This is a genomic window from Nocardioides panzhihuensis (assembly GCF_013408335.1).
Classification (GTDB): Bacteria; Actinomycetota; Actinomycetes; order Propionibacteriales; family Nocardioidaceae; genus Nocardioides; species Nocardioides panzhihuensis.
This window is the reverse complement of record NZ_JACBZR010000001.1, coordinates 798708-823970: the sequence shown is the minus strand read 5'-3', so window position 1 is coordinate 823970 and position 25263 is coordinate 798708. Positions and strand designations below refer to the sequence as shown.

Sequence of the window (25263 nt, the reverse complement as noted above, 5' to 3'; positions counted from 1 at the left end):
TGACGCCTGAGGCGCCACATCCTTCACATCCGCAACGGTTCCGGTCCGCAGAGCACAGCGGACGACACGCGGGGGCGGGTGCCGAAGCACCCACCCCCGCGTGTCGTGTCGCGATCAGCCGAAGAGCTACTTCAGCTCGGACTTGAGGACCCGCATCGTGCCGAGCACCAGCGGCAGCCCGACCCACAGCGCGATCGAGGTGAAGAGCCTGGCGTATCCGAGCGCCCCGTCCTCGACGGTGACTCCAGCCGCCTCCATCTCGTTGCCTGCGATGAACGGCATCATCGCGACCTGCATCGAGATCCACGGGAAGATGTTCTGCGCCCAGTCGAAGATGAAGTAGAGGGCGCTGAAGACCGAGGCCTCCAGGATCAGCGTGTAGCCGTAGTAGATGACCAGCGCGGCCGGGGTGTTGAGCAGCAGCATCGCGAAGCCGAAGCCCATGAGCAGGTAGAGAACCTGCGTCGCCAGGGTCCAGGCAAGCGCCTCGCCGGTGACGTTCCAGTTCGCCTCCGACCCGGCGATCGCCGCGCCGGCCACGGTCCCGATCGCTCCGATGCCGACGGCGATGGCCATGGTCACGACACCGAGGACGAAGACCGCGACGAGCTTCGCGAACACGATCTTGAGCCGGCTCGGCTCGAGGGTGAAGGTGACCATGTGGGTGCGCTGGCCCCACTCCTGGGTCACGATCATGATCGCCAGCACCGGCACCAGCAGCGACACCGGGAAGGAGAGCGCGCTCATCCAGGTGTAGGCGGGCAGCGCGGTCATGTCGGCCAGCGCCGTGATGAGCAGGATGACGGCGGCGACCAGGGCGATCAGCCCGCCGGTGATCATCAGCATGACGCGGCCGGCGCGGGTGTCGGTCATCTTTCGCCACTCGACCAGCACCAGGCGGCCGAACGGCACCTTGGTGGCGGTGGGCATCGGGGTCGACGGCGCTACGGATACGGCGCTCATGCGGAGGCTCCTTCGGCGTGGATCTGGGCGGTGCTCTCGCGCTGGGTTTCCGCGGTGAGCTGCAGGAAGATGTCCTCGAGCCCGGCGCCGCCGTCACGAAGATCGGTGAGCACGACATTGGCCTCCAGCGCTGCCTTGCCGACCTCAGCAGGCGCGGCGGAGACGCGCATGCCGGTGCCGACCGGCTCGACGCTGTAGCCCTTGGCCTTGAGCGCGACGGTGAGCGCCTCGTTGTCCAGGGAGGTGACCAGCGCCTGGCCTGCGGCGCCCTGGCCGGTCAGGATCGTGTCCTTGGTGCCCTGGGCGACGATGCGGCCGTTGCCGATGAGGATCAGCTCGTCGGCGATCTGCTCGACCTCGTGCAGCAGGTGGGACGAGAGCAGGACGGTGCCGCCGCGGTCGGCGTACTCCTTCAGCAGGCCACGCATCCAGCGGATGCCGGCCGGGTCGAGACCGTTGGCCGGCTCGTCCAGGATCAGCACCTTGGGGTCGCCGATCAGCGCGTGCGCGATGCCCAGACGCTGCTTCATGCCCAGGGAGTAGTTCTTGATGCGGCGCTTGGACTCCGCCGGCGTCAGTGAGACCAGCTCGAGCATCTCGTCGACGCGCGACTTGGGCAGGCCCATCGTCATCGCGGCGAGCGTGAGCACCTCGCGGCCGGTGCGGCCGTCGTGCTGAGCGCTGGCGTCGAGCAGCACACCGACGTGGCGGCCCGGGTTGGGGAGGTCGGCATAGAGGCTGCCGTCGATCGTTGCCCGACCACGTGTTGCGTTGGTCAGGCCGACCATGATGCGCATGGTGGTCGACTTACCCGCGCCGTTCGGTCCGAGGAAGCCGGTGACTTTGCCGGCCTCGGCGGTGAACGACACGTCGTCGACCGCGGTGAAGGTCCCGTAGACCCTCGTCAGTCCTTCGACTTTGATCATGATGCACATCCTGCCCTGCGAGCCGCCTGAACTGCATCGGACATACGGATGACCTGCGACCCGACGAAAGTATGGGGCCGGTCTCGACCGCGGCATCGGGTCCGCCGGACTCAGGTTCACTAACGTGGAGGGCGTGCAACAACGCTCGCCCGACGACTATCAGCCGCGCCTGAGTCTGTGGGGACACGTCTGGCGCTATCTCGCGGCGCTGGGAATCAGTGCGCTCGGGTTGACCAGCAGCGTCGGCGGCTGGCCGGACTGGCGTTTCGGGCTCGACCTCGGCCTCGGCCTCATCAGCCTGGTCCTGGTCTTCTGGCGGCGTCGCTGGCCGGTCACGATCACCACCATCGTCACCATCGCCAGCGCATTCTCGATCCTCGCAGCGGGTGCGTCCGCCCTCGCCCTGGTCTCGCTGGCGACGCGGCGGCGCTGGCGCGAGATCATCCCCGTCTCGCTGCTCAGCTTCGCGGCCGGGATGTTCTGGTTCGGCGTGATGGACTCCTCCACCCCCTCGATCGGACCCTCGGCGTTCGCGATGTGGGGACTCAACATCGGTCTCAGCGTGGTGATCATCGCGGCGATGGTCGCCTGGGGCATGTACATCGGCTCGCGGCGCGAGCTGATCGCCGCGCTCCGGCTCCGCGCCGAGACCGCCGAGGCCGAGCAGGCGCTGCGTGTCGCCCAGGCGCGCGAGACCGAGCGGCGGCGGATCGCTCGCGAGATGCACGACGTGCTCGCCCACCGGATCTCCCACATCGCGATGCAGGCGGGGGCGCTCGCCTACCGCGAGGACCTCTCCGGCGACCAGCTCCGGACCGAGGTGAGCACCATCCGCGACGGCGCCCACCGGGCGCTCGAGGACCTTCGTACCGTCCTCGGGGTGCTCCGCGGCAACGGCGAGGATCCCGAGACCGCGCCCCAGCCGACGTACGCAGATCTCGGCCGTCTCGTCGAGGAGACTCGTGCCGGCGGCATGAACATCACCATGGAGGACGACGTCGATGGATCCCCGCCGGAGGCGGTCGGGCGCTCGATCTACCGGGTCGTGCAGGAGGGCATCACCAACGCCCGCAAGCATGCGCCCGGCGCGGCCCTGAAGGTGTCGTTGCGGGGCTCCGAGGAGCACGGGATCGACGTGCTGCTGCGCAACCGGCTCGGCTTCGACTCCAACACTCCCGGCTCCGGCCTCGGCCTCATCGGGCTCACCGAACGCGTCGACCTCGCCGGCGGTCGGCTCACGCACCGCACGGAAAAGGATGTCTTCATCCTCGAAGCCTGGCTACCGTGGGGCCAGTGAACAGCCTAGAGGCCAGCCCGGACAGCCCGATCAAGATCAAGGTGGGGATCGTCGACGACGACCCGCTCGTGCGTTCAGCCCTCGGCCTGATGCTCGGCGGTCAGGCCGACATCGAGGTCGTCGGCGAGGCGACCGACGGCCAGGAGGCGCTCACCCTGGTCCGTACGGCCGCCCCTGATGTGGTGCTGATGGACATCCGGATGCCGCGGGTCAACGGGCTCGAGGCGACCCGTCGGGTGCTGGCCGAGGCCAAACCTCCGCACGTGATCGTGCTGACCACCTTCGGCGCCGACGAGTACGTCGTAGACGCGCTCGCCGCAGGCGCCGACGGGTTCCTCCTCAAGGACACTCCTCCGCCCGAGATCGTCGCCGCGATCCGTACGGTCATGGTCGGGGAGGCGATCCTCTCCCCCAGGGCCACGCGCACCCTGATCACCCGGCTCCGAGCCGAGCCGACCGGTGAGCGCGCCGCTGCCGCCGTACGCCGGCTCGACACCCTCACCGAGCGTGAGCACGAGGTCGCGCTCGCTGTCGGGCGCGGGCTGAGCAACGCCGAGATCGCCAAGGAGCTCTACCTCTCGATCCCGACCGTCAAGGCGCACGTCTCCCGTCTCTTCGACAAGCTCGGCGCCACCAACCGCGTCCAGATCGCGATCACGGTCCACGACGCCGGGTTGGTCTAGCCTCAGACCTCGTAGACGGCCCCCGTGGCCGCCAGCTCGATCGGCCCCTCGTATGCCGAGCGGGCCTCGCGCACGGCGTCGGCGGAGTCGTGCCAGGGCGGGACGTGGGTGACGATCAGCTTCTTGGCCCGGGCCTTGGTGGCGTACTCGCCCGCGTGGACGCCGGTGATGTGCACGCCGGGCGGGTTGTCGACGCCGTCGCGGAAGGCGGCCTCGCACAGGAACAGGTCGGCGTCCGCGGCGATGTCGAGGAGCGCCTCGGTCTCGGCGGTGTCACCGCTGTAGCCGATGACCTTGCCGTTCGCCTCGATCCGGAGCCCGTACGCATCGACCGGATGCTCCACGGCGGTCGGGGTGATCACGAACGGCCCGAGGTTGATCTGCCCGGTGTAGGTCGAGAACGCGAACTCCTCGCGCATCCCGGGGCGCTTGGGCAGGTCGTAGGCCTTCGCCAACCGGCGGCCGGTGCCCTTGGGGCCGTAGACCGGGATCGGCGGCTGCGGGCCGGTCGGGTGCCACTTGCGTAGGACGTAGTAGGAGGTCATGTCGACACAGTGGTCGGCGTGCAGGTGGGAGATCAGGACCGCGTCGATCAGCAGCGGGTCGACGTAGCGCTGCAGAACACCGAGCGCGCCGTTGCCCATGTCGAGCACGATCCGCCAAGTCCGACCCGTCGAGTCGTCGGCCTCGACGAGATAGCAGGAGGCCGGGCTGTCGGGTCCGGGATAGGAGCCCGAGCACCCGATGATGGTCAGCCGCATCCCGGAGGTCATCCCATGCCTCCGGCGAACTGCTGCGCGGCCGCGAGCTCCGGGCCGAGGAACCGGGCGCCGATCGCCTTGAACTCGGCCGGGTTGCCGGTGGTGAGGAACGTGTAGGTCGGCTCCCCGCCCTCGCGCATCAGGTCGTTCTCGGCGAGGACGCGGTAGACGTCCTTCGCCGACTCCTCGGCGCTGCTGACCAACGTCACGTTGTCGCCCATCACATAAGAGATCACACCAGTCAGGAGCGGATAGTGGGTGCATCCGAGGATCAGCGTGTCGACCCCGGCGCTGGTCAGCGGATCCAGGTACTCGTGCGCTGCGGCGAGAAGCTCCTCGCCTCCCGTGGTGCCGGCCTCGACGAAGGGCACGAACCGAGGACAGGCCCGGGTGTGCAGCGAGACGTGCGGCGCGGCGGCGAAGGCGTCGTCGTACGCCATCGACTCGGCCGTCGCACGGGTGCAGATGACCCCGATCCGACCGGTGCGGGAGGCGGCGACGGCGCGACGGGTGGCGGGCAGGATGACCTCGACCACTGGCAGCGGCCGGTAGCGCTCACGGGCGTCGCGCAGCATCGCCGCCGAGGCGGAGTTGCAGGCGATGACCAGGGCTTTCACGCCCTGCTCGACGAGGTGGTCGAGGCACTCGAGGGCATACTCGCGGACCTCGGCGATCGGCTTGGGACCGTAGGGGGCGCGGGCGGTGTCGCCGACGTAGAGGATCGACTCGTGGGCGAGCTGGTCGATCACGGACCGCGCCACCGTGAGACCGCCGAAGCCCGAGTCGAAGATCCCGATCGGGGCGTCGCGATCGGGCTGGGCTGAACCCAGGGGCGAGGGCGAACCCAGGGACGAGACGGACTGCACGATCGTCAAGGCTAGGCCCAAACACCGCCTCTTCGCAGTGCTGGGGGTCACTCGAGACTCACCCGAGATCCATCTCACGTTCACGAGCGGCGCGCGGCAGACCGAACTCGACTCAGTCACTGGACATTCGCTGCACGTTCGCCTTGGGCGCCATCGGGTTCACTTAAGGTGTGCCGGTGCGTCGCCTCTTCCCGCTCGTCTCCGTCGGTGTCTTCATCGCCGTCGTGCTCGTCGTGGCGCTCACCGCGCTGCCCGACGGTGCCGACCGCGAGGAGCGTGAGCCCAGCCAGGTCGACCGGAAGGTGCTCGCGATCTCGATCGACGGGTTGAACCCGGACGCGCTCGCGAGGCTCGGGCAGGCGAAGACGCCCAACATCCACCGGCTGGTCGACGAGGGCGCCTCGACGCTCAATGCCCGCACGGCCTACGAGAAGAACATCACCCTGCCCAACCACACCGGGATGGTCACCGGCGACCCGATCGACCTCGACGACGGCGGCCACGGGGTCACCTGGAACGTCGGCGACCCGTCGAGGTCGATCGCGGCGACGGAGGACTCGGTGTTCACCGTCGCCCACGACGCCGGGCTCAGCACCGGGGTCTTCGTGACCAAGCAGAAGTTCGAGCTGTGGCAGCGCGCCTGGGAGGACGACATCGACCTCTTCGCGGCCGTGGACGACCACGACCGGCTGGTCTCGGAGGCCGCGAAGGACCTGGCCGCCGAGCAGCGGGACCTCACCTTCGTACATCTGTCGCTTCCCGACGTCGCCGGCCATGCCTCGGGTGGGATGTCGCCGGAATACCTGAGCGCCGTCGAGGAGTCCGATGTGCAGGTCGGCCGGCTCCTCGATGTCATCGACGCCGACCCGGGCCTCGAGAAGGAGCTGGACGTCATCCTGACCGCCGACCACGGCTTCAGAGCCGGGATCACCAACCACTCCGAGAAGGTCTACGAGAACTACCGGATCCCGTTCATCGTCTGGGGTCCCGACGCCGGGGCCGGCGAGGACCTCTACCGGCTCAACGCCGACGACTACCGCGATCCGGGCAAGGGGCGTCCCGGGTACGAAGGCCCTCAGCCCGTACGCAACGCCGACCTCGGCAACCTGGCCCTGGACCTCCTCGGCCTCGGCCCCATCGAGACCAGCGACATCGGCAAAGAGCAGACACTCGACGTGAAGTGACGTTGTCGAAACCATCCACGAGCAGGCACGTCTCTGAGGTACGTTTCGAACGTAACCCTCCCCAAGGAGCGTGAATGTCAGTCAGCCGGATCGCTCGAGCGGCATTGCACAGGGGCCGACGCGCGCAGCGGGTCACGATCATCGGAGCCGGCATAGGCGGACTGACGCTCGCCGTCGAGCTGCGCCGCTTGGGCATCGACGTCGAGGTGTACGAGGCCGCGACCGATCCGCGACCGAGCGGCGACGCCGTCTTCCTCCCGGCCAACGCGACCCGGCTCCTCGAGCGCATCGGCATCGAGCCCGCTCTCGGTGACGCCTCGGCGAGAGTCGACGGACTGATCTGGCGCGACGGTCACACCGGTGCCGCGATCGGCCGGCTGCTCTCCGCCGAGGGCTACGCCGCTCGCACCGGCGCGCCCGGGTACGGCATCGGTCACGCCGACCTGCACGCGCTCCTGCGCGAGGCGTTCGGCACCGACGGGCTCCACCTCGGCCACCGCGTGGTCGGTCTCGCCGACGACGGAGGCGGGCCGGCCGTGCTGGAGCTCGTCGGCGGCGAGTCGGTCGAGGCAGATCTGGTCATCGGCGCCGACGGCGCCCGCTCGATCCTGCGCGAGCTCGTCATCGGCTACGACGACGCCCAGTTCTCCGGCTGCCTCGCCTGGCGCGGGACCGTCCCGCGCTCGCGGCTCACCCTGCTCCCCGATCCCGACCGGCTGCAGCTGTGGCTCGGCGCCGACGGCCATCTGATGCACCATCCGGTCGGCGGCGGCGACCATGCCTTCCTCCTGGTCAAGCGACAGACCGGGCCCTGGGCCCCGGAGCCGTGGGGCTGGCCGGCCGACCCGGACGAGCACATCCACGCGTACGCCGGCTGGCATCCCGCCGTGGTCCAGATGATCTCTGCGGCGCCGGTCTCCGAGCACTGGGCGCTCTTCCACCGGCCACCCCTGTCCACCTGGTCGCGCGGCAGGGTCACGCTCTTGGGGGATGCCGCTCACCTGGCGCTCCCCCACCACTGCCAAGGTGCCGCCCAGGCGATCGAGGACGCCGTCGTCCTCGCCGGCTGCCTCGCTGCCGATGACGACTGGGATCGTGCCCGAACCAGCTATGAGGTACGCCGCCGCGACCGCACCCGCCGGATCCAGGTCGCCGCCGTGGCTGCTGCCGACGTCCTCCACCTGCCCGACGGCCCACGCGCCCAGGCCCGCAACAAGCGGCTCGGGTCACCTGACGCCTACGACCGCCATCTCGCCTGGATCCACGAGCACGACGCCGCGGCCGGCCTCCCCCGCCCGTAACTCCGTGGCCCACTTCGGCGTTGCCAAGGTGTGAGAGCCTTCCCCGGACGCAGAGGGTTCATCGCGCTAGGCATCTGGACGATGTACGCCGCCGCCATCGCCGTAGCGCTGGCACAGGTCGGCTCCGGTCCCGGGGTCGGCAGCGGACGGCCGCTCGCCCCCGGCAGCCCCGCCGCACTCATCGCGCAGCACGACTGCTGGAGCGCGAAGGCCCCGGGCGACATGACCGGCAGGCTCCCCAGCCACGCCATCATCGCCACCGGCGCCACGCCGCGCTACGTCGACTCCGGCCTCACCGGCAAGGCCCTCGACCAGGTCTTCGAGGGCGAGGACCACGGTCTTGTCGTCTACGCCTTCTGCCGCTGAGGCTGACCGCGCCGCTCAGGCCCAGAGCTGGCCCTCGAGGCCCTCCTCGGCGTCGTCGATGGTGCCCTCGTACGCCCCGGTGGAGAGGTACTTCCAGCCCCCGTCGGCGACGACGAAGGCGATGTCGGCCTTCTCGCCGGCCTCGAGGGACTTGGCGGCCTGAGCGAGGGCGGCATGCAGGATGGCGCCGGTGGAGATGCCGGCGAAGATGCCCTCCAGCTCGAGGAGCTCGCGGACGCGGCGTACAGCGTCCCGAGGGCCGACGGAGAAGCGGGCGTCGATCAGGGACGCGTCGTACAGCTCGGGGACGAAGCCCTCGTCCAGGTTGCGCAGGCCGTAGACGAGCTCGCCGTAGCGCGGCTCGGCGGCCACGATGCGTACGTCCGGCTTGGCTGAGCGGAAGAAGCGACCGACGCCCATGAGCGTGCCGGTCGTGCCCAGGCCTGCGACGAAGTGGGTGACGGAGGGCAGGTCGGCCAGCAGCTCGGGGCCGGTGCCCTCCTCGTGCGCGAGCGCGTTGGCGGAGTTGCCGTACTGGTAGAGCATCACCCAGTCGGGGTGCTCTACGGCCAGGCGCTTGGCGACCCGGACGGCCTCGTTGGAACCACCGGCGGCGGGCGAGGAGACGATCTCGGCACCCCACATCCGCAGCAGCTGGCGCCGCTCCTCGGAGGTGTTCTCCGGCATCACGCACACGATCCGGTAGCCCTTGAGCTTGGCCGCCATGGCCAGCGAGATCCCGGTGTTGCCCGAGGTCGGCTCGAGGATCGTGCAGCCGGGACGGAGCCGTCCGTCCTTCTCGGCCTCCTCGACCATCCGGAGAGCCGGGCGGTCCTTGATCGAGCCGGTCGGATTGCGGTCCTCGAGCTTGGCCCACAGCCGTACGTCGGGCGATGGCGAGAGGCGGGGCAGGCCCACCAGCGGGGTGCCCCCGACCGACGCCAGCAGGTTGTCGTAGCGCATGGGGTCCATGGTCGCATCAACCGATCGGCTGATGCCCACAGGCGCCGATCGCCCGATCCGTGAGACCGCGGGGCACGACAGGCTCAAGGTATGCATCAGGAGCGAGAACCAGCGGTCGTCGTGGACGGCCTGCGCAAGACATACGGCGAGAAGGTGGCGGTCGACGAGATCAGCCTGATCGTCCACGAAGGCGAGATCTTCGGGATCCTCGGCCCCAACGGGGCCGGCAAGAGCACGACCGTCGAGGCGATCGCCGGCCTACGGGTCGGCGACCGGGGCCGGATCCGGGTCCACGGCATCGACCCGTGGACCGACCGCGCCGCCCTCACCGAGGTGCTCGGCGTGCAACTCCAGGAGGCGAAGCTGCAGCCGAAGATCACGGTCCAGGAGGCCCTGGAGCTGTGGAGCGCCTTCTACCCCGACCCCGAGCCTTGGGCGCCGCTGGCCGAGCGGCTGGGGCTCGGTACTCACCTGAGCCAGCGGTTCGAGGACCTCTCCGGTGGCCAGCAGCAACGGCTCTCGATCGCGCTGGCGCTGATCGGCCGGCCGCGGGTCGTCGTGCTCGACGAGCTCACCACCGGTCTCGACCCGCGGGCGCGTCGCGAGGTGTGGGACCTGGTGCGGGACGTACGTGACCGGGGCGTGACCGTCATCCTGGTCACCCACTCCATGGAGGAGGCGCAGACGCTCTGCGACCGGATCGCGATCGTCGATGCCGGCCGGATCCGTGCCCTCGACACCCCGGCGGGGCTCATCGACGCAGGCACGGCCGCCACGATCACCACCTTCGACACCTCGGCCGCGATCGACCTGGTCTCCCTGCGCGAGATGGACGGCGTCACCGCCGCGTACAGCGCCAACGGCACCGTCACCGTCGAGGGCGCCGAGGGAGTGGCACTCGCCGTCATCGAGGCGTTGCGTATGCAAGGGGTGTCCCCTCAGCGACTCCGCGTTGCTGCCGGAAGCCTCGACTCCGCCTACCTCGACCTCACCGACACCCCGCAGGAGATCACGCGATGACCAGCCCGACAGCAGCCGTGATCCGGACCGAGTCCAGGCTCTTCGCCCGCGAACGGCTCTCGCTCTTCTGGATCGTCCTGTTCCCGAGCCTGCTCCTGGGCGTGCTCGGGCTCATCCCGAGCTTCCGCGAGGAGAGCGCCGACTTCGGCGGCCGGAGCCTGATCGACCTCTACGTCCCGGTCACCGTGCTGCTCTCGATGATCATGGCGTCGATCATGACGATGCCGGCGACGCTGACCGGCTACCGCGAGAACGGGATCCTGCGACGACTCGGCACCACGCCGGCCAAGCCCGCCGCGATCCTGCTCGGCCAGGTGCTGGTGCACGCCGCCGCGGTCGCCGCCTCGTCGGTGATCGTGATCCTTCTCGGCCGGGTGGCGTTCGGGACGCCGCTGCCGGGCTCGATCGCCGGGTACGCGGTGGCGTACGTCCTGGCTCTGGTCGTCTCGCTCGGGATCGGGGCCGCGATCACGGCAGCCTCACCGAACGCCAAGACCGGGCAGGTCGTGGGGATGGTGGTCTTCTTCCCGTGCATGTTCACCGCCGGGGTCTACTTCCCGGTCGAGGTGTTCGGCGGCACGGTGCGCGACGTCATCTCGCTCACACCCTTCGGCGCCGCCTCCAACGCCCTCAACGACGCCACCGGCGGGAGCTTTCCGGGGCTGGTGGACCTGGCGGTGATGGGCGGCTGGGCGGTCGTGCTCTACCTGATCGCCGTGCGCATCTTCCGCTGGGAATGAGAGGGTCTGACCATGACCTCGGCCATAGAGCTCGAGCAACAGTGGGACCGCAACCTGAAGGTGCTGCCCTTCGTGCTGCTCGCGCTCGCCACCGCCGTCTGCGTCGCGACCTTCCCGGTGATGGGACCGGTCACGGTCACGACCCGGATCGTCTTCGGCGTGCTCGTGGCCGCGACCGCGGTGTGGACCTGGCGATGGACCTATGTCCACACCCGCCCACACCCGGTCGGCTACATCGGACGTACGGTCCTGGTCGCCGCCCTCACGATGCTGCACCCGCTGTTCTGCATCTTCGCCTGGATCGGGTTCCTGGACGCCTTCGATTCGTTCCGGGGCCGGTGGCGGTGGGTGGCGATGGCGGCCACCGCGTTGATCATGGCCACCGGCCAGGTCGGCGGGCCACCGCCGTACGACGAGCGGTGGCAGGGCGCGCTTCTGCCGGTGCTGTTCCTGGTCAACTTCGGGCTGGCCTCGTTGATGGGCCGCTACAGCATCCATCTCGACACCGTCAGCCAGGAGCGGGCCGACACGATCGTCAGTCTGGAGCACGCCCTCGCCGAGAACGCCCGCCTCCAGGAGCAGCTCCTCGCGACGTCGCGGGAGAGCGGCGTACGCGACGAGCGCGAGCGTCTCGCCCGCGAGATCCACGACACCATCGCGCAGTCGCTCGCCGGTGTCGTGGCCCAGCTCCAGGCCGCGGAGGGCTCCGCGGACGCTGGAGACGCCGGAGACGTACGCCGCCGGGTCGCCCGGGCGACCGAGATGGCGCGCACCGCGCTCGTCGAGGCCCGGCGGTCCGTCCAGGACCTCACGCCCGCGGAGCTCGCCGACGCGCGTCTACCCGATGCCTTGTCGGCGTCGGTCGCGACCTGGCGCGACGACCACGACGTCGAGGCCTCCTTCGTCGTTGTCGGCGAAGCCGCGGCGCTGCACTCCGAGGTCGAGGCGACGCTGTTGCGGATCGCCCAGGAGGCTCTCGCCAACGTGGCCAAGCACGCCGGGGCATCGAGGGTCGGCGTCACGCTCACCTTCGACGAGTCCGAGGTCATCCTCGACGTACGCGACGACGGTTGCGGTTTCGACCCCACCGCTCCCCGCCGTGACTCGGCCTTCGGCCTGGGAGTGATGCGCAACCGCGCCCAGCGCCTCACCGGCACCTTCACACTGGAGTCCGCCCCAGGCACCGGCACGGCCATCTCCGCAACCATCCCCGCCCTCCCCCAAGGCGCCGCATGACCCCGAGGCGTCACTTTCTGACGCCGAGGCGTCGATTCTCGGCGGCGAGAAGTCACCTTCTGACAGATAGAGGACCACAGTGATCAAGATCGTGGTCGCAGACGACCACCCGGTCGTACGCGACGGGGTGGTCGGAGTGCTCCGCGCCCAGGGCTTCGAGGTCGTCGGCCAAGCCGGCGACGGCGCCGAGGCGATCGCCCTCGTCGAGGAGCTCGACCCGGACGTGCTCGTCCTCGACCTCCGGATGCCCGGGACCGGTGGCGTGGAGGTGATCGAGCGGCTCCAGGCACGGGAGTCGCGCACCGGCGTACTGGTCCTGACGACGTTCGACACGGACACCGACGTGGTCGCCGCGATCGAGGCAGGGGCGACCGGCTACCTGCTCAAGGACGCCCCCACGCCGGACCTGGTCCGGGCCGTCCGGGCGACGGCCGCCGGCGAGACCGTCCTCTCCCCGGCGGTGGCGACCCGGCTCGCCTCCCGGCTCCGCTCGCCGGGACCGACGGCTCAGCTGAGCCCGCGCGAGCGCGAGGTGCTCACCCTCGTCGCCGGCGGGACGACCAACCGCGCGATCGCGGCGAAGCTCTTCGTCAGCGAGGCGACGGTCAAGACCCACCTGGGTCACATCTTCGACAAGCTCGGCGTCACAGACAGAGCAGCCGCGGTCGCACGAGCGTACGACCGCGGCATCCTGGGCTGACGCCCTGTCTCTCTGCGAGCAGAAATCGACGCCTCGCGACCAGAAGTCGACCTCTCGCGGTCAGAAACTGACGCTTCGGCGTCAGAAGCTGACCTCTCGGGGAGGGAGGGTCAGCAGCCGCCGGCAACTGCCGGGAGGACTACTACCTGGTCGCCGTCTTTCAGCTCGGCGTCCAGGCCGCCGATGAAGCGGACGTCCTCGTCGTTGATGTAGACGTTGACGAAACGACGCAGGTCGCCGTTGTCGATGAGGCGCTCCTTGATGCCGGAGTGGTTCGCCTCGAGGTCGTCGATGAGCGCGCTCAGGGTCTTGCCCTCGGCGCTGACTGCCTTCTCACCGGCGGTGTAGGTGCGGAGGATGGTCGGGATCTTGACCTCGATGGCCATGGGTTCTCCTAGCTGGATTTTTCTCGGGCGCGTCACGACAACGTCGCGACGATGCTGATTTCTTCCTCGGTGACGTTGCCGTCGACGATGCGGAACGATCGGAGCTCGACCGGTCCGTCGTCGGACCCGTGCTCGCGGGTGCTGACCAGCACGTAGTGGGCGTTCGGCTCCATCGCGAGGCCGATGTCGGTGCGCGAGGGGTAGGCCTCGGTCGCCGTGTGGGAGTGGTAGACGATCACCGGCTCCTCGTCGTTCGCGTCCATCTCCTTGTAGAGCTGGAGCAGATCGCTGGAGTCGAACTCGTAGAAGGTCGGCGAGCCGGCGGCGTTGATCATCTCGATGAACCGCTCCGGCCGGTCGGACCCCTCAGGGCCCGCGACGATCCCGCATGCCTCGTCGGGATGGTCTCGCTTCGCGTGGGCGACGATCGCGTCGTAGGTCGCCTGGTCGATGGTCAGCACAGGATCAGCCTAGGCGGGCCGAGCAGCGACGACGTACGTGACCGGGTGCCGGACACGGTGACGACCGCGCGCCGCGATGGTGTAGTCAGGACGCCGCCCAGAGCGCTTCGACGATGGTCTCCTGCAGGATCCCGACCCACTGGTAGATCCCGTAGACCTGGCCCGCGGGGTCGTCCTCGGGCAGCGAGTCCCAGAAGTCCTCGTCGCCGTCCTCGACCCCGAGCCGGGTCGCGAGCGCGAGCCGGACGTCGGTGAACGAGCGCATCCACGCCTCGGCGTCGGCGATCGAGAGCTCGACGTCGATGACCATCCCGTCCTCGTCCAGCTCGGGCGGCAGCCCGGCCTCCTCGAGCGCGTCGATGATCGTCGAGGCAGCCCGCGCCTTGCCGTCGCGCAGCCCGCCCTCGGTGAACCGCCGGAACTCCCCGGCCGCCTCGGTGTCGTCGCCGTAGGCCGAGGGGAAGAGCCGCTTCAGCACCGGGTCCTCGGGCTCGGTGGTCGGACCCGAGAAGTCGAGCATGGCCTCCAGCGGGTCATCGCTCTCGGCCGGCGCGGCCACCTCGTTGCGCAACAGCTCGACGAGCTGAGAGGCCAGCGAACGGAGCAGGTCTGCCTCGAACCCGGAGAAGTTCGCGATGATCTGCTTGCTGCGGCGGTGGTAGCTGAACCCGCCCATCAATCTTGCTTTTCCAGAGTCGCCCACAGGCCGTACTCGTGCATCGCCTGCACGTCGCGCTCCATCTCCTCACGCGATCCGGAGGAGACGGCCGACTTGCCGTCGTGGTGAACCTCCATCATCAGCTTCTCCGACTTCTTCTTCGAGTAGCCGAAGTATTTCTGGAAGACGAAGGTGACATACGACATCAGGTTGACCGGGTCGTTCCAGACGATGGTCACCCACGGGGTCGCGGGCGCTACGAGGTCGTCGACCTCGGGCTCGTCGAGCTCCACGGGGCTTGGCGCACTCATGCCGCCGCCTCCGTAGCGCAGGCGCAAGGATACGGATTCGGCGACATGAGGACCTTGTTGGTCACTCGCTTGCGCTCGCTCATGACATCCATCGTGCCACGATGTGCCAGTGGACTCGACAGCGGACTCGACCGCGCTCCTGACAGATCATTACGAGCTGACCATGCTCCAGGCAGCCCTCAAGGCCGGCACCGCGGAGCGCCGTGCGGTCTTCGAGCTGTTCCCCCGGCGGCTGGCCGGCGGTCGCCGCTACGGCGTGGTGGCCGGGGTCGGGCGGGCGCTCGATGCCATCGAAGCCTTCCGGTTCGGCCCGGAGCAGCTGGCCGTCCTGGATGGGGTCGTCGACGGCCCGACCCTGGAGTGGCTGGCCGGTTACCGCTTCACCGGCGACATCTGGGGGTACGCCGAGGGCGAGACCTTCTTCCCGCACTCGCCCCTGCTCGTGGTCGAGGCCAGCTTCGCCGAGGCGGTCCTCCTGGAGACGGTGCTGCTCTCGATCTACAACCACGACTCGGCGATCGCCACCGCGGCCTCCCGGATGACGCTCGCGGCCGGGGAGCGCCCGTGCATCGAGATGGGTTCGAGGCGCACCCACGAGGCGGCCGCCGTCGCGGCCGCCCGCGCTGCCTACGTGGCCGGCTTCACCGCCACCTCCAACCTCGCCGCCCGCGCCCGCTTCGGCGTGCCCACCACCGGCACCTCCGCCCACGCCTTCACCCTCCTGCACGACACCGAGGAGCAGGCCTTCCGGGCGCAGGTCGCCTCCCTCGGCAAGGGCACCACGCTGCTGGTGGACACCTACGACATCGCGGAGGCGGTGGCGAAGGCGGTCGAGATCGCCGGGCCCGAGCTCGGTGCGGTGCGGATCGACTCCGGTGACCTGGGGCTGCTCGCCCATGACGTACGTCGCCAGCTCGACGACCTCGGCGCCACCGAGACCAAGATCATCGTGACCAGCGACCTGGACGAGTACGCGATCGCCGGCCTGGCCGCCGCCCCGGTCGACGGCTACGGCGTCGGCACCCAGCTGGTCACCGGCTCCGGTCACCCGACCGCCGGTTTCGTCTACAAGCTGGTCGCCCGGGAGGGTGCCTCCGGCGACCTGGAGCCGGTCGCCAAGAAGAGCGCGTCCAAGGCCTCGATCGGCGGCCGGAAGTACGCCCTGCGCCGCCGCGACGACAAGGACGTCGCCGACGCCGAGGTGATCGGCATCGGCGCCCAGCCAGCGGGCGACAACAACGACCGCTCCCTCCTCACCCAGCTCCTGAGGAAGGGCGAGGTCGTCGGCCGTGAGCCGCTCGATGCGGCACGTGAACGCCACCAGGCCTCGGTCGCCGAGCTCCCCGTCGTCGCCCACTCGCTCCTCAAGGGCGATCCGGTCATCCCGACGCTCTTCCAATGAGGCTCGGGCTTCCAGTGAGGCTCGGGCTAGTGTGGCGAGCATGACGCGTGCACTGATCGTGGTCGACGTACAGAACGACTTCTGCGAGGGCGGGTCCCTGCCGGTCGCCGGCGGGGCGCGGGTGGCCTACGACATCGGTCAGCTGCTGCGCGAGCGGGCGGCGAGCAAGGAGCCGGAGCCGACGTACGGCCTGGTCGTCGCGACCAAGGACCACCACATCGACCCGGGCGACCACTTCGGCAACCCGCCGGACTACGTCGACTCCTGGCCGGCACACTGCGTGGTCGGCACCGACGGCGAGGCCTTCCACCCCAACCTGGACCCGGTGACCTTCGACGAGATCTTCCGCAAGGGCGAGTACGCCGCGGCCTACTCCGGCTTCGAGGGCGCGGCCAACGGCGGCGCCACTCTGGTCGACTGGCTCCGCGGTCGCGGCGTGGAGGAGGTCGACGTCTGCGGGTTGGCGACCGACTACTGCGTACGTGCCACCGCGCTCGACGCGCGAGCGGCCGGGTTCCACACGACGCTGCTCTCCGACCTGGCCGCCGGAGTGGCGGCGCAGAGCACCGCGGCGGCCATCGAAGAGATGCGCGCCGCCGGGGTAACGGTCTCATGACAGAATTGGGAACTTTCCGCCGATAAGGCACGTCTGAAGGTCTATTCTCTTCCGAATGGCTCCGATCTCGGCGACAGCCCCTCTTCGCCAACCCCTCTTTCGGTGGTTCTTCGCATCCCGCTCGATCAACCTGGTCGGCAACTTCATGGCGCCCGTCGCGCTGGCCTTCGCGGTGATGGAAGTGAGCGACGCGCCGATCGCGATCGGCGCGGTCCTCGCGGCCCGGACCATCCCGATGATCGTCTTCATGCTCATCGGCGGCGTGCTCGCCGACCGGATGGGCCGGGCCCGGATCCTGTTCGCCTCCAACCTGGTCTCCGGCCTGAGCCAGGCGGCCGTCGCCGTCCTCGTCATCACCGGCGTCGCCGAGCTGTGGCACCTGATCGCCCTCTCGGCTCTCAACGGCATCGTCTCCGCCGCCGGCCTCCCGGCCCAGCAGGGGATCATCCCGCTCGTGGTGCCGCGCAACATGTTGCAGGAAGCCAATGTGCTGCTGTCGCTGACCCGGGCGGTCGTCGCGGTCGCCGGCCCCGGCACCGCCGGCCTGCTCGTCCTCAGCGTCGGCGCGGGCTGGGCGCTCGCGATCGACGCCGCCACCTGGCTGATCGCGGCTCTGCTGTTGCTGCCGGTCAAGCTCAGTGGCACTGCCGCCAAGGCGTCCATCGTCGGCGACCTGCGTCTGGGCTGGGACTACTTCCGCACGACCAGCTGGCTGTGGCTCTGTGTCGGCGCCGCGACCATGCTCAACGCGCTCTACGAAGGCGGGCTCCTCACCCTCGGTCCGCAGCGGGCGGAGGGTTCGTCGCTGGGCGCAGGCGGCTGGGGGCTGATCCTCACCTTCCAGGGGATCGGCGTCCTCGCCGCGACGCTCGTGCTGATGAAGGTCCGGCTCGAACGGCCCCTGTTCTACGGCATGATCGGCATGGCCGTGTTCGGCCTGCCGATCGCGGCGCTCGGCTTCTCCACCGACCTGGCGGTGCTGCTTCCCGCAGCCGCCCTCTCCGGCGCCGGCATCCAGGTGTTCAGTCTCGGCTGGCAGCTCTCGATGCAGGAGAACGTCCCTGCAGAGCTGCTCTCCCGTGCCTCGTCCTACGACCAGCTGGGGACCTATATCGCGATCCCCATCGGACAGCTGGCGATGGGACCCTTGGCCGCTGCGTACGGGATCGAGAACGTGCTCGCGATCGCCGGCATCGCCTTTGTCGCCATCGCGCTGGCCACGCTGCTGAGCCCGGCCGTCCGCCGCTTGAGTCGCGCGAACTTCACCGCCGAGCCTGGCGGCGCCCCGGCGCACTAGGGCCTCACGACCACCTGTCGGCAAGGGTGCGGATCACGTTGAGGTTGCGGTTGGTGCTGACCGCGATGTGGCGCTCGACGACGGCGTTGGTGATCTTCGTCTGGTGGAAGCTCTCGGTGAGCAGGTGCACGGCGCGGCCGATGACATAGACCCGCTCACTCTCCCCCGCCCGAGCAGCCAGCGCCTCGCGGGACCTGGAGTCGCTCTGCTCCTTGCACAGGAACACGAACTGCCTGCCTTCGTGCCCCGCCCCAACAGCCGCGGCGTCGTTGGCGATCACCTTCAGCTCGGCGGGCGTGATGCAGATCGTCGGCACGTCGAAGAAGCGGTCGGCGGCGAAGGCCTCCTCCAGGATCGCCTCCATCTCGGCCCGGTCGCCGACCGGGTGCTCGAAGCGTACGTTGCCGGTGTTGATGTAGGTCTCGACGTCCGTTCCGCCTGCCCTCACGACCGCGGCGATGATCGCCTGCTTCGGGAACTTCCGGTTCGCGCCGAGATTGATGGCTCGCAGGAACGCGATCCAGGTGTGCCGTTCCGTTGTCATTCTCAGATAGTCTCCACCCGTCCGCCGCGCCGCAACCCCGACCCTGGAATCCGACCGATGCCTTCACAGCAGCTGCTCTCCTCGGCAGCCCCGACCGCCTCGGGCTCCGCTTCGGCGAAGACCCTGGACCTCTCCAGCGACCTGGTGGTCTACGCAGCGCGTCTCATGCGCCTCGTACGCCGCACGCTCGACCTTCCGGCCAGCGTCCGCGTCCTCACGATCCTTGACGCCATCGGGCCGCTCGGCATCACCGAGCTGTCTCGCGCCGACGGCTGCTCGCAGCCCACCATGTCGGCCCAGATCGCCCAGCTGGTGGAGACCGGACTGGTCACCAAGACGCCCAACCCGGCCGATGCGCGGGCCAGCCTGGTCACCCTCACAGATGCCGGCCGGGCCGACCTGGCCGAGGTGCGCGACCGCATCTCCCGGCTCATCGCCGAGCGGCTCGAGTCCCGCAACCGCACCGAGGCCGAGCTCGAGGCCGCCGTGGCCGTCCTTCGGGACCTGGTCGAGGGCGACTCCCCGACCGTCTCCTAGCCCGGGCTCAGGCCGAGCGCGGCAGCCGCAGCGGCGACCACCGCGGGATCGGTCTCCCAGTGGCCACCGTCGTCGGCTTCGCCCAACGCCAGCCGGGAGGCGGTGGTGATCCGCCGCTTCGCGGACAGATGCACGCCCTCGACACCGAGCGCGGCGAGCGTGCCGATCGCGTCGACACCGACGCCACCGCCGGCCAGGACGTCCGGACCGTCGACCGCCACCATCGCGGCGATCCTCGCCGCACCCGCGCCCGCCGTCGGCGCGCCGCCTGAGGTGAGCACCCGGTCGACCACGCCGGCCAGCGCCCGGACCGCCGCGACCGGGTCGGCGCTGAGATCGACGGCGCGGTGGAACGTCACCGTCGCCTCGTACGCAGCAGCCTCCTCCGCCAGCCGCCGGACCAGCTCTACGTCCGGTTCGCCGTGCGGGGTGAGCGCGCCGACCACGATCCCGTCGGCACCGGCCTCGAGGATCATGTCGACCTCTCGCTTCAAGAGGTCCCGCTCCTCCCCGGAGTAGCTGAATCCGCCCAGGCGCGGCCGGACGAGCACGTGGACGCCCTGCCACCCGTCGTCGGACTCGATGCCGCCGACCTCGTCGAGGACCGCCTCGACGAGCCCCTGCGACGGGGTGACGCCGCCGACCTCGAGGGCCGAGCAGAGCTCGATCCGGGTCGCCCCGCCCGCCCGCGCCACGCGTGCCCCGTCCACCGAGGTCACCGCGATCTCCAGCGCGGTCGCGCGCGGTCTGTCCGGGAGACGGCTCACGCAGAGCCTCGCGCCGCCCAGTCGCGCAGAGTGTCGATGCGGGCCTTCAGCTGGTCGGCGTTGGCGACCGCGGCGGGCGGGCCGCCGCACTCCTTCCGGAGCCGGTTGTGAGTGACGCCGTGAGGAGTCTTGGTGCGGTGGTGCCAGGCGGCGACCAGGCCGTTGAGCTCACGACGGAGCACGGCGAGCTGCTCGTGGGCGGCGACCGCGGCGACCGGCTCGTCGGCTGCGACCGGCCCCGAGGCCGACTTCTGCTTGCGCGCCCGGTCGCTCTGCCGCTGCCGGAGCAGGGTCTTCATCTGGTCGGTGTCGAGCAGCCCGGGGATGCCCAGGAAGTCCATCTCCTCCTCCGACCCGACGTGCACCTCGCCGGAGTGGCCGAACTCGCCGCCGTCGAAGAGCACCCGGTCGAAGCGCGCCTCGGAGCCGAGCGCCTCCCAAGGTCCCATCGCCTCGTCGTCGGCCGCGCCCTCCTCGGCGTTGGCCGCGGCCATCAGCGCGTTCTCGGCCGCGAAGATGTCGTCCTCGCTGGTGACCTTCTTGCCGAGCACGTGGTCGCGCTGCAGCTCGAGCTCGGAGGCGAACCCGAGCAGGTTGGGGACGGACGGCAGGAAGACAGAGGCGGTCTCGCCCCGCGTCCGCGCACGTACGAAACGCCCGACCGCCTGCGCGAAGAAGAGCGGCGTCGAGGTGGTGGTCGCATAGACCCCGACCGCCAGCCGGGGAACGTCGACGCCCTCGGAGACCATCCGGACCGCGACCATCCAACGGTCGTCGGACTCGGAGAACTTGGCGATCTTCTTCGAGCCGGCCTTCTCGTCGGAGAGCACGACGGTGGCGCTCTGACCGGTGATGGTCTTCAGGGTCTTGGCGTAGGAGCGCGCCGAGTCCTGGTCGGTGGCGATGACGAGCCCGCCCGCGTCGGGCACGTGACGCCGCACCTCGGTCAGCCGCTTGTCGGCGGCCGCGAGCACCGACGGGATCCACGAGCCGGCCGGATCGAGTGCGGTCCGCAGCGCCTGCGAGGTCAGATCCTTGGTCAGTGGCTCGCCGAGGTGGGCGGCGATCTCGTCACCGGCTCTGGTGCGCCACTGCATCTGGCCGGAGTAGGCCATGAAGAGCACCGGCCGGACGACGTGGTCGCGCAGCGCCTCGGCGTACCCGTAGGTGTAGTCGGCCGCCGAACGCGGCACGCCGTCCTCGCCCGGGGCGTAGGTGACGAACGGGATCGGGTTGGTGTCGGAACGGAAGGGCGTCCCGGTCAGTGCCAGTCGACGCGCGGCCGGTTCGAAGGCCTCCCGGACCCCCTCGCCCCACGACAGCGCGTCGCCGGCGTGGTGGACCTCGTCGAGGATCACCAGCGTCTTGAACCGCTCGGTGCGGATCCGCATCGCGAGCGGGTTGACCGCCACCCCGGCGTACGTCACCGCGATCCCGACGTAGTCGGCCGAGGTCTTGCCCTGCCCGGCCGAGTAGGTCGGGTCGATCGCGATCCCGGCCCGCGAGGCCGCCTCGGCCCACTGGACCTTGAGGTGCTCGGTGGGCGCGACGATGGTGACCCGATCGATCAGCCTGCGGCCGAGGAGCTCGGCGGCGACGGTCAGCGCGAAGGTCGTCTTACCGGCGCCGGGCGTCGCCACTGCCAGGAAGTCACGAGGCTGTTCCGCCAGATATCGAGACAGCGCCTCCTGCTGCCAAGCACGCAGCTTGGGCGCAGTACCCCACGCGGCCTTGTTGGGCCACGCGGGTGTGAGGGCGCCGGGAAGGTCGGCGCCACTCACTCGTCGTCGCCCTCGCCACCGCTAGGCGGCATCCCCTCGAAGATCTCTTTACAGTCGGGGCAGACCGGGAACTTGGACCCGTCGCGGCTCGGCACCCACACCTTGCCACACAGCGCGACCACGGGCGTACCCATGACCATCGCCTCGGTCAGCTTGTCCTTCTCCACGTAATGGGAGTAGCGGTCGTGGTCACCCTCCTCGGTGGGGACGTCCTGCTCGCGGATGTCCTCCCGTTCCTTGACGGCTTCTTTCGTGCCGAATCCCAGGATGCCCATGCGCCAACCTTACAAGGGTCCGTCAGTTGAGTCCCGGGTCGGGCGGCCGCGTGGCGTGAAAGGCCAGCTCACCGGGCTGGCGTCGAAGCACCGCGGCCCACATCGAGCCCACTTCGTCGAGGAAGGAGTCATAGGGCTCGCTGTCGACGACGTACCAGGACCCCTCATCCACCTCGCCCTGCAGCTGGGCAGCGCCCCAGCCGGCGTAGCCGGCGAAGATGCGCAGTCGCGACAGAGTGCCGTCGACCAGCTCCACGGGCGTGTCGAGGTCGAGCAGCCCGAGTCGCCCGACCACCGGACGGAACCCCAGCGGCGGGTCGTCGGCGTCGACCAGTAGCGCGACCGCGATCGCGGCGTCCTTGCTCACCGGGCCGCCTTGGAACAGGACGTCGGGATCGGCGACGGAGCCCGCCCACGGATGGAGCACCTCGGCGACCGGAACCGGCGAGGGCCGGTTCAGCACGACACCGAGCGCACCGTCGTCGTTGACCTCGATCAGCAGCACCACGGTGTCGACGAAGTTGGGATCGCGAAGCTCCGGCGTGGCCACCAGCAGCCGACCGGCGCGTACGTCCGTCTGCTCGGTCATGACGCCATGATCGCATCACCTGTGAAACATCAGCCGTAACCAGAAGCCATCACGTATGAAGACTCCGGGGCCGGCACTTAGGGAGTGCGGAGGGAGACCCGCGGGAGGGCGCGCCGGCGCCCGGAGCCTGGCTTGATGAGGCGGTACGCGGCCTCAGGCCGCCGAGCGCACCGACCGGAACATGTCGACGAGACCAGCGAAGGGCCCGCGGTCGACGATCGGGGCGGCCGGTTCGTACTCGGCCCGGGCCCGCAGCTCGATCATCGAGCCGATCTGGACGCACTGGGCGTCGGCGAAGGCACCTTTGCCCGCCATGACGGCAAGGGTGAGGTGCTCCTTGGTCCGCGCCCTGGCCAGCGCGTCGGCCATGGCCTCGTCGACAGGAAGGGCGTGGTAGCGGTCGAGGACCGCGCGGAGTCCCGGCAGGTCGTCGGCGGTGCCGTGCCAGGCCCGGACGACGGCCTCCTCGAGGTCCATCGGCTGGTCGGCGAGCTCGGTCTCGATGCGGCCGGACAGGCGGGTGTGCCAGCGCAGCTGCAGGGCGGCGAGCAGGTCGAGCTCGTCGGCGAAGGTTTCGGTGACGCCGGGAAGATCCATGGGCAGCAGGCCGTCTCGACGCTCGTCGACGGCGGCGACCACGCCGCGGAGGATCTCCCCGCGCTTGTGATGGCTGGTCCAGCTCATTTGTCGGCTCCTTGCGGAAGTTCGTTACTCACATACCGTGAGTACGTACCTATAGTATTGAACATACCAAGGGTATGGCCAATACCTGGGACGGTGATTCCGAACACGGCCGTTAGAGTGGCCGGGTGGCAAAGTCGTCCGTGAGCAAGCTCGTCCCCAAAGTCCCCCCGCTGTCGTCGGTCCCGGGGATGTCGCGGCGGCAGCAGTTCTCCGCCTCGACCAAGAAGACGCTGGTCGAGGTCGCCGAGAGACTCTTCACCGAGCACGGCTACGCGAGCACGTCGCTGGACGCCATCGTGGCCGGGGCCGAGGTCACCAAGGGCGCGCTCTACCACCACTTCAGCGGCAAGCAGGCGCTCTACGAGGTCGTCTTCGAGAAGGTCGAGGCCGCCACCGCACAGAGCATCGACGCCGCCATGCGCGAGTCGAAGGACCCCTGGGAGCAGGCGCGCGCCGGGCTGCGTACGTTCCTGGAGGCCGTCCAGCAGCCCACCTACCGCCGCATCGTCGTGCAGGAGGGGCCCGCCGTCCTCGGCTACCAGCGCTACCGCGAGCAGGAGGAGCGCTCCACGTTCACCGTCGTCGAGGACATCGTCGCCGCCGTCCTGCGTGCCGGCGACCGGACCGTGGACGACGAGATGGTCGCGACCTTCGCCCGGCTCTTCTTCGGGGCGATGTCAGCGGCCGGCGAGTCCGTCACCGAGGCCAGCGACCCAGCGGACGCCGCCGAGCGCATCGACTTGGCTGTGACGTACCTGCTGACCGGGGTCCAGACCCTGGCGCAGCAGGGCGTCAAGGTCGAGGACATGCGCTGACCCACCGGTCAGCGACGAGCGCTACTTGACGCTCACCCCACCGGGCTCGACCTGGCCGTTGCCCTTCGGGATCAGGTCCAGCCACACCTTGCCCGGCGGGATCTCGATCGCGGCACCGCTCGCGTCGGTGAACGTGACGGCGCCCTTCTCGCCCTTCTTCACCCAGGTGGCGTTGACAATCTGGCCAGCGCGCAGGATCCACGCCTTGCCCCTGCCGGTGAAGTGGGAGACCGGGACGATCGCGCCGCCCGGATCCTTGTAAGGGGCGATCGTGGTCTTGGTCTGCGCGACGACGACGGTGTCGGCGAGGAACTGGCCGCTCTTGGACATGTAGTTGTTCTGCAGGCGGTACTTGCCACCCTTGAAGACCCAGTTGTCCGTACGCGCCTGGGAGAACTTCACGTCGACGGCCTTGGCGGGCTTGCCACCGGTCAGCTCGGTGGTCGGGTCGCCCCACGGCATGAAGTCGGCGGGCCGCTTGGCCTTGCCGCCCTTCTCCGCAGCCTTGCCGGTCTTGGCGACCTTGGCGACCACGCTGTGCAGGAAGTCGTGGGGCTTGCTGGTGTCGCGTACGACGTAGGGGGTGGACATGTCGATCCACTCCACGTCGTGCTTCTTCAGCTGCGCATAGGTGTAGGGCGCGGCGCCGCTGGTCATGATCTTGGCGGCGATGGGCGCGGCGATCCCGGCGTCGGTCGCCCGCATCGACCGGACCGGGCCGGCCTCCTTCGGGAGCTGGGAGTAGTACGCGACGGCCAGCCGAGTCACGCCACCCTCGACCAGCTCCTGGACGACCATGTCCGCCTTGGCGAGCCCGTACTGCGGGTCGCTGGCGGCGGTGTTGTCGATCTTGACGATGTAGGCGGGGTGCTTGCGAGCGGCGGTCTGCCCCTCGGGGAGCTGGGCGCCGGTCAGCGGCTCGTGGTCGGGCTCAGCGGGCGCGGAGGGCGACGGCTTCGTCTCCTTCGGCTCCTCCGAGGAGCCACAGCCGGTCAGGACCAGTCCCGCGGCGGCGAGCGTTGCCGTCGCTCGCAGCAGGAACCCCGGGCGGGACGTGCGCATCATCGATCTCCATCTGCATCGGCTCAGCTACCTTGACGAGTGTCAGACGGTAATCGTTGCACCCAACGCAGG

The 25263-nt window shown here is 69.7% G+C and carries 30 protein-coding genes; 14 read left to right on the top strand and 16 right to left on the bottom strand.

The window, feature by feature from the left end; all coding sequences use genetic code 11:
- Positions 1-126 precede the first annotated feature (126 nt).
- Complete coding sequence (locus tag BJ988_RS03850) at positions 127-963, bottom strand: ABC transporter permease (protein WP_179656798.1); 837 nt, start codon at positions 961-963, stop codon at positions 127-129.
- The gene (locus BJ988_RS03845; protein ID WP_179656797.1) at positions 960-1889 is read right to left on the bottom strand and encodes an ABC transporter ATP-binding protein; all 930 of its coding nucleotides are present in this window, start codon (positions 1887-1889) and stop codon (positions 960-962) included. The genes BJ988_RS03850 and BJ988_RS03845 overlap by 4 nt, the downstream gene beginning before the upstream one ends.
- Positions 1890-2022: 133 nt before the next feature.
- Between BJ988_RS03845 and BJ988_RS03840 the strand changes: the two genes are divergently transcribed.
- Positions 2023-3186, top strand: coding sequence for a sensor histidine kinase (locus BJ988_RS03840; RefSeq protein ID WP_343051451.1), 1164 nt, complete (start codon positions 2023-2025; stop codon positions 3184-3186).
- Positions 3183-3869, top strand: a complete 687-nt coding sequence (locus tag BJ988_RS03835; protein WP_179656795.1) for a response regulator — start codon at positions 3183-3185, stop codon at positions 3867-3869. The genes BJ988_RS03840 and BJ988_RS03835 overlap by 4 nt, the downstream gene beginning before the upstream one ends.
- Before the next feature lie 2 nt (positions 3870-3871).
- On the opposite strand, the gene BJ988_RS03830 is transcribed toward BJ988_RS03835, so the two are convergent.
- Together BJ988_RS03830 and murI are read right to left on the bottom strand one after the other, a co-directional pair.
- The gene (locus BJ988_RS03830) at positions 3872-4642 is read right to left on the bottom strand and encodes an MBL fold metallo-hydrolase (protein WP_246321397.1); all 771 of its coding nucleotides are present in this window, start codon (positions 4640-4642) and stop codon (positions 3872-3874) included.
- Positions 4639-5496 carry a glutamate racemase gene (gene murI / locus BJ988_RS03825; protein ID WP_179656794.1) on the bottom strand — a complete coding sequence of 286 codons (858 nt, stop codon included), beginning with the start codon at positions 5494-5496 and terminating at the stop codon, positions 4639-4641. Before murI ends, BJ988_RS03830 begins: the two co-directional genes overlap by 4 nt.
- Positions 5497-5672: 176 nt before the next feature.
- Between murI and BJ988_RS03820 the strand changes: the two genes are divergently transcribed.
- From BJ988_RS03820 to BJ988_RS03810, 3 genes are all read left to right on the top strand, one after another.
- Positions 5673-6680 (top strand): alkaline phosphatase family protein, encoded by a 1008-nt coding sequence (locus tag BJ988_RS03820; RefSeq protein ID WP_179656793.1) that lies wholly within the window; start codon positions 5673-5675, stop codon positions 6678-6680.
- A gap of 74 nt (positions 6681-6754) precedes the next feature.
- Positions 6755-7981, top strand: a complete 1227-nt coding sequence (locus BJ988_RS03815) for an FAD-dependent monooxygenase (protein ID WP_179656792.1) — start codon at positions 6755-6757, stop codon at positions 7979-7981.
- An 81-nt stretch (positions 7982-8062) separates the two neighbouring features.
- Complete coding sequence (locus tag BJ988_RS03810) at positions 8063-8347, top strand: hypothetical protein (protein ID WP_179656791.1); 285 nt, start codon at positions 8063-8065, stop codon at positions 8345-8347.
- Positions 8348-8362: 15 nt separating this feature from the next.
- Here the strand turns inward: BJ988_RS03810 and BJ988_RS03805 are convergent, their stop codons facing one another.
- Entirely contained in the window at positions 8363-9310 is a 948-nt protein-coding gene (locus BJ988_RS03805) for a PLP-dependent cysteine synthase family protein (protein ID WP_179656790.1), read from the bottom strand.
- A 90-nt stretch (positions 9311-9400) separates the two neighbouring features.
- Here BJ988_RS03805 and BJ988_RS03800 point away from each other — a divergent pair, with 90 nt between their 5' ends.
- The 4 genes from BJ988_RS03800 to BJ988_RS03785 all read left to right on the top strand — a co-directional run bounded on the left by BJ988_RS03800 (position 9401) and on the right by BJ988_RS03785 (position 13006).
- Positions 9401-10330: an ABC transporter ATP-binding protein gene (locus BJ988_RS03800; RefSeq protein WP_179656789.1), complete on the top strand. Its 930-nt coding sequence runs from the start codon at positions 9401-9403 to the stop codon at positions 10328-10330.
- Positions 10327-11070: an ABC transporter permease gene (locus BJ988_RS03795; RefSeq protein WP_179656788.1), complete on the top strand. Its 744-nt coding sequence runs from the start codon at positions 10327-10329 to the stop codon at positions 11068-11070. Before BJ988_RS03800 ends, BJ988_RS03795 begins: the two co-directional genes overlap by 4 nt.
- A gap of 12 nt (positions 11071-11082) precedes the next feature.
- Positions 11083-12306: a sensor histidine kinase gene (locus BJ988_RS03790; protein ID WP_179656787.1), complete on the top strand. Its 1224-nt coding sequence runs from the start codon at positions 11083-11085 to the stop codon at positions 12304-12306.
- Positions 12307-12385: 79 nt separating this feature from the next.
- On the top strand, positions 12386-13006 hold the full coding sequence (locus BJ988_RS03785; RefSeq protein ID WP_179656786.1) for a response regulator: 621 nt from the start codon (positions 12386-12388) through the stop codon (positions 13004-13006).
- A gap of 110 nt (positions 13007-13116) precedes the next feature.
- Here the strand turns inward: BJ988_RS03785 and BJ988_RS03780 are convergent, their stop codons facing one another.
- The 4 genes from BJ988_RS03780 to clpS form a co-directional block, all read right to left on the bottom strand.
- The gene (locus BJ988_RS03780) at positions 13117-13392 is read right to left on the bottom strand and encodes a MoaD family protein (RefSeq protein ID WP_008358635.1); all 276 of its coding nucleotides are present in this window, start codon (positions 13390-13392) and stop codon (positions 13117-13119) included.
- Positions 13393-13424: 32 nt separating this feature from the next.
- Positions 13425-13853, bottom strand: coding sequence for a Mov34/MPN/PAD-1 family protein (locus tag BJ988_RS03775; RefSeq protein WP_179656785.1), 429 nt, complete (start codon positions 13851-13853; stop codon positions 13425-13427).
- Between the two features lie 85 nt (positions 13854-13938).
- A complete protein-coding gene (locus BJ988_RS03770; protein WP_179656784.1) occupies positions 13939-14529 on the bottom strand; it encodes a DUF2017 domain-containing protein in 591 nt (196 codons plus the stop codon).
- A complete protein-coding gene (clpS, locus tag BJ988_RS03765; RefSeq protein ID WP_179656783.1) occupies positions 14529-14822 on the bottom strand; it encodes an ATP-dependent Clp protease adapter ClpS in 294 nt (97 codons plus the stop codon). The genes BJ988_RS03770 and clpS overlap by 1 nt, the downstream gene beginning before the upstream one ends.
- Before the next feature lie 109 nt (positions 14823-14931).
- On the opposite strand from clpS, the gene BJ988_RS03760 reads away from it, so the two are divergent.
- The 3 genes from BJ988_RS03760 to BJ988_RS03750 are packed head-to-tail and all read left to right on the top strand — an operon-like array spanning position 14932 to position 18137.
- Entirely contained in the window at positions 14932-16224 is a 1293-nt protein-coding gene (locus BJ988_RS03760; RefSeq protein ID WP_179656782.1) for a nicotinate phosphoribosyltransferase, read from the top strand.
- A 31-nt stretch (positions 16225-16255) separates the two neighbouring features.
- On the top strand, positions 16256-16840 hold the full coding sequence (locus BJ988_RS03755; protein WP_425490796.1) for a nicotinamidase: 585 nt from the start codon (positions 16256-16258) through the stop codon (positions 16838-16840).
- A gap of 55 nt (positions 16841-16895) precedes the next feature.
- Positions 16896-18137 (top strand): MFS transporter, encoded by a 1242-nt coding sequence (locus BJ988_RS03750; RefSeq protein ID WP_179656780.1) that lies wholly within the window; start codon positions 16896-16898, stop codon positions 18135-18137.
- 4 nt (positions 18138-18141) lie between these two features.
- Here BJ988_RS03750 and BJ988_RS03745 read toward each other — a convergent pair whose 3' ends face one another.
- Positions 18142-18681 carry a DUF1697 domain-containing protein gene (locus BJ988_RS03745; RefSeq protein ID WP_179656779.1) on the bottom strand — a complete coding sequence of 180 codons (540 nt, stop codon included), beginning with the start codon at positions 18679-18681 and terminating at the stop codon, positions 18142-18144.
- A 57-nt stretch (positions 18682-18738) separates the two neighbouring features.
- Between BJ988_RS03745 and BJ988_RS03740 the strand changes: the two genes are divergently transcribed.
- Positions 18739-19218, top strand: a complete 480-nt coding sequence (locus tag BJ988_RS03740; RefSeq protein ID WP_179656778.1) for a MarR family winged helix-turn-helix transcriptional regulator — start codon at positions 18739-18741, stop codon at positions 19216-19218.
- On the opposite strand, the gene BJ988_RS03735 is transcribed toward BJ988_RS03740, so the two are convergent.
- The 5 genes from BJ988_RS03735 to BJ988_RS03715 all read right to left on the bottom strand — a co-directional run bounded on the left by BJ988_RS03735 (position 19215) and on the right by BJ988_RS03715 (position 23314).
- On the bottom strand, positions 19215-19985 hold the full coding sequence (locus BJ988_RS03735; RefSeq protein WP_179656777.1) for a copper homeostasis protein CutC: 771 nt from the start codon (positions 19983-19985) through the stop codon (positions 19215-19217). The two genes, BJ988_RS03740 and BJ988_RS03735, sit on opposite strands and share 4 nt — an antisense overlap.
- On the bottom strand, positions 19982-21766 hold the full coding sequence (locus BJ988_RS03730; protein WP_179656776.1) for a DEAD/DEAH box helicase family protein: 1785 nt from the start codon (positions 21764-21766) through the stop codon (positions 19982-19984). The genes BJ988_RS03735 and BJ988_RS03730 overlap by 4 nt, the downstream gene beginning before the upstream one ends.
- Positions 21763-22041 (bottom strand): DUF3039 domain-containing protein, encoded by a 279-nt coding sequence (locus BJ988_RS03725; protein ID WP_160024715.1) that lies wholly within the window; start codon positions 22039-22041, stop codon positions 21763-21765. The genes BJ988_RS03730 and BJ988_RS03725 overlap by 4 nt, the downstream gene beginning before the upstream one ends.
- 22 nt (positions 22042-22063) lie before the next feature.
- Positions 22064-22630 carry a YqgE/AlgH family protein gene (locus tag BJ988_RS03720; protein WP_179656775.1) on the bottom strand — a complete coding sequence of 189 codons (567 nt, stop codon included), beginning with the start codon at positions 22628-22630 and terminating at the stop codon, positions 22064-22066.
- Between the two features lie 153 nt (positions 22631-22783).
- Positions 22784-23314: a hypothetical protein gene (locus BJ988_RS03715; RefSeq protein ID WP_179656774.1), complete on the bottom strand. Its 531-nt coding sequence runs from the start codon at positions 23312-23314 to the stop codon at positions 22784-22786.
- A 125-nt stretch (positions 23315-23439) separates the two neighbouring features.
- On the opposite strand from BJ988_RS03715, the gene BJ988_RS03710 reads away from it, so the two are divergent.
- On the top strand, positions 23440-24129 hold the full coding sequence (locus tag BJ988_RS03710; RefSeq protein ID WP_343051449.1) for a TetR/AcrR family transcriptional regulator: 690 nt from the start codon (positions 23440-23442) through the stop codon (positions 24127-24129).
- A 21-nt stretch (positions 24130-24150) separates the two neighbouring features.
- Here the strand turns inward: BJ988_RS03710 and BJ988_RS03705 are convergent, their stop codons facing one another.
- A complete protein-coding gene (locus BJ988_RS03705) occupies positions 24151-25191 on the bottom strand; it encodes a DUF3048 domain-containing protein (protein ID WP_179656773.1) in 1041 nt (346 codons plus the stop codon).
- Positions 25192-25263 lie beyond the last annotated feature (72 nt).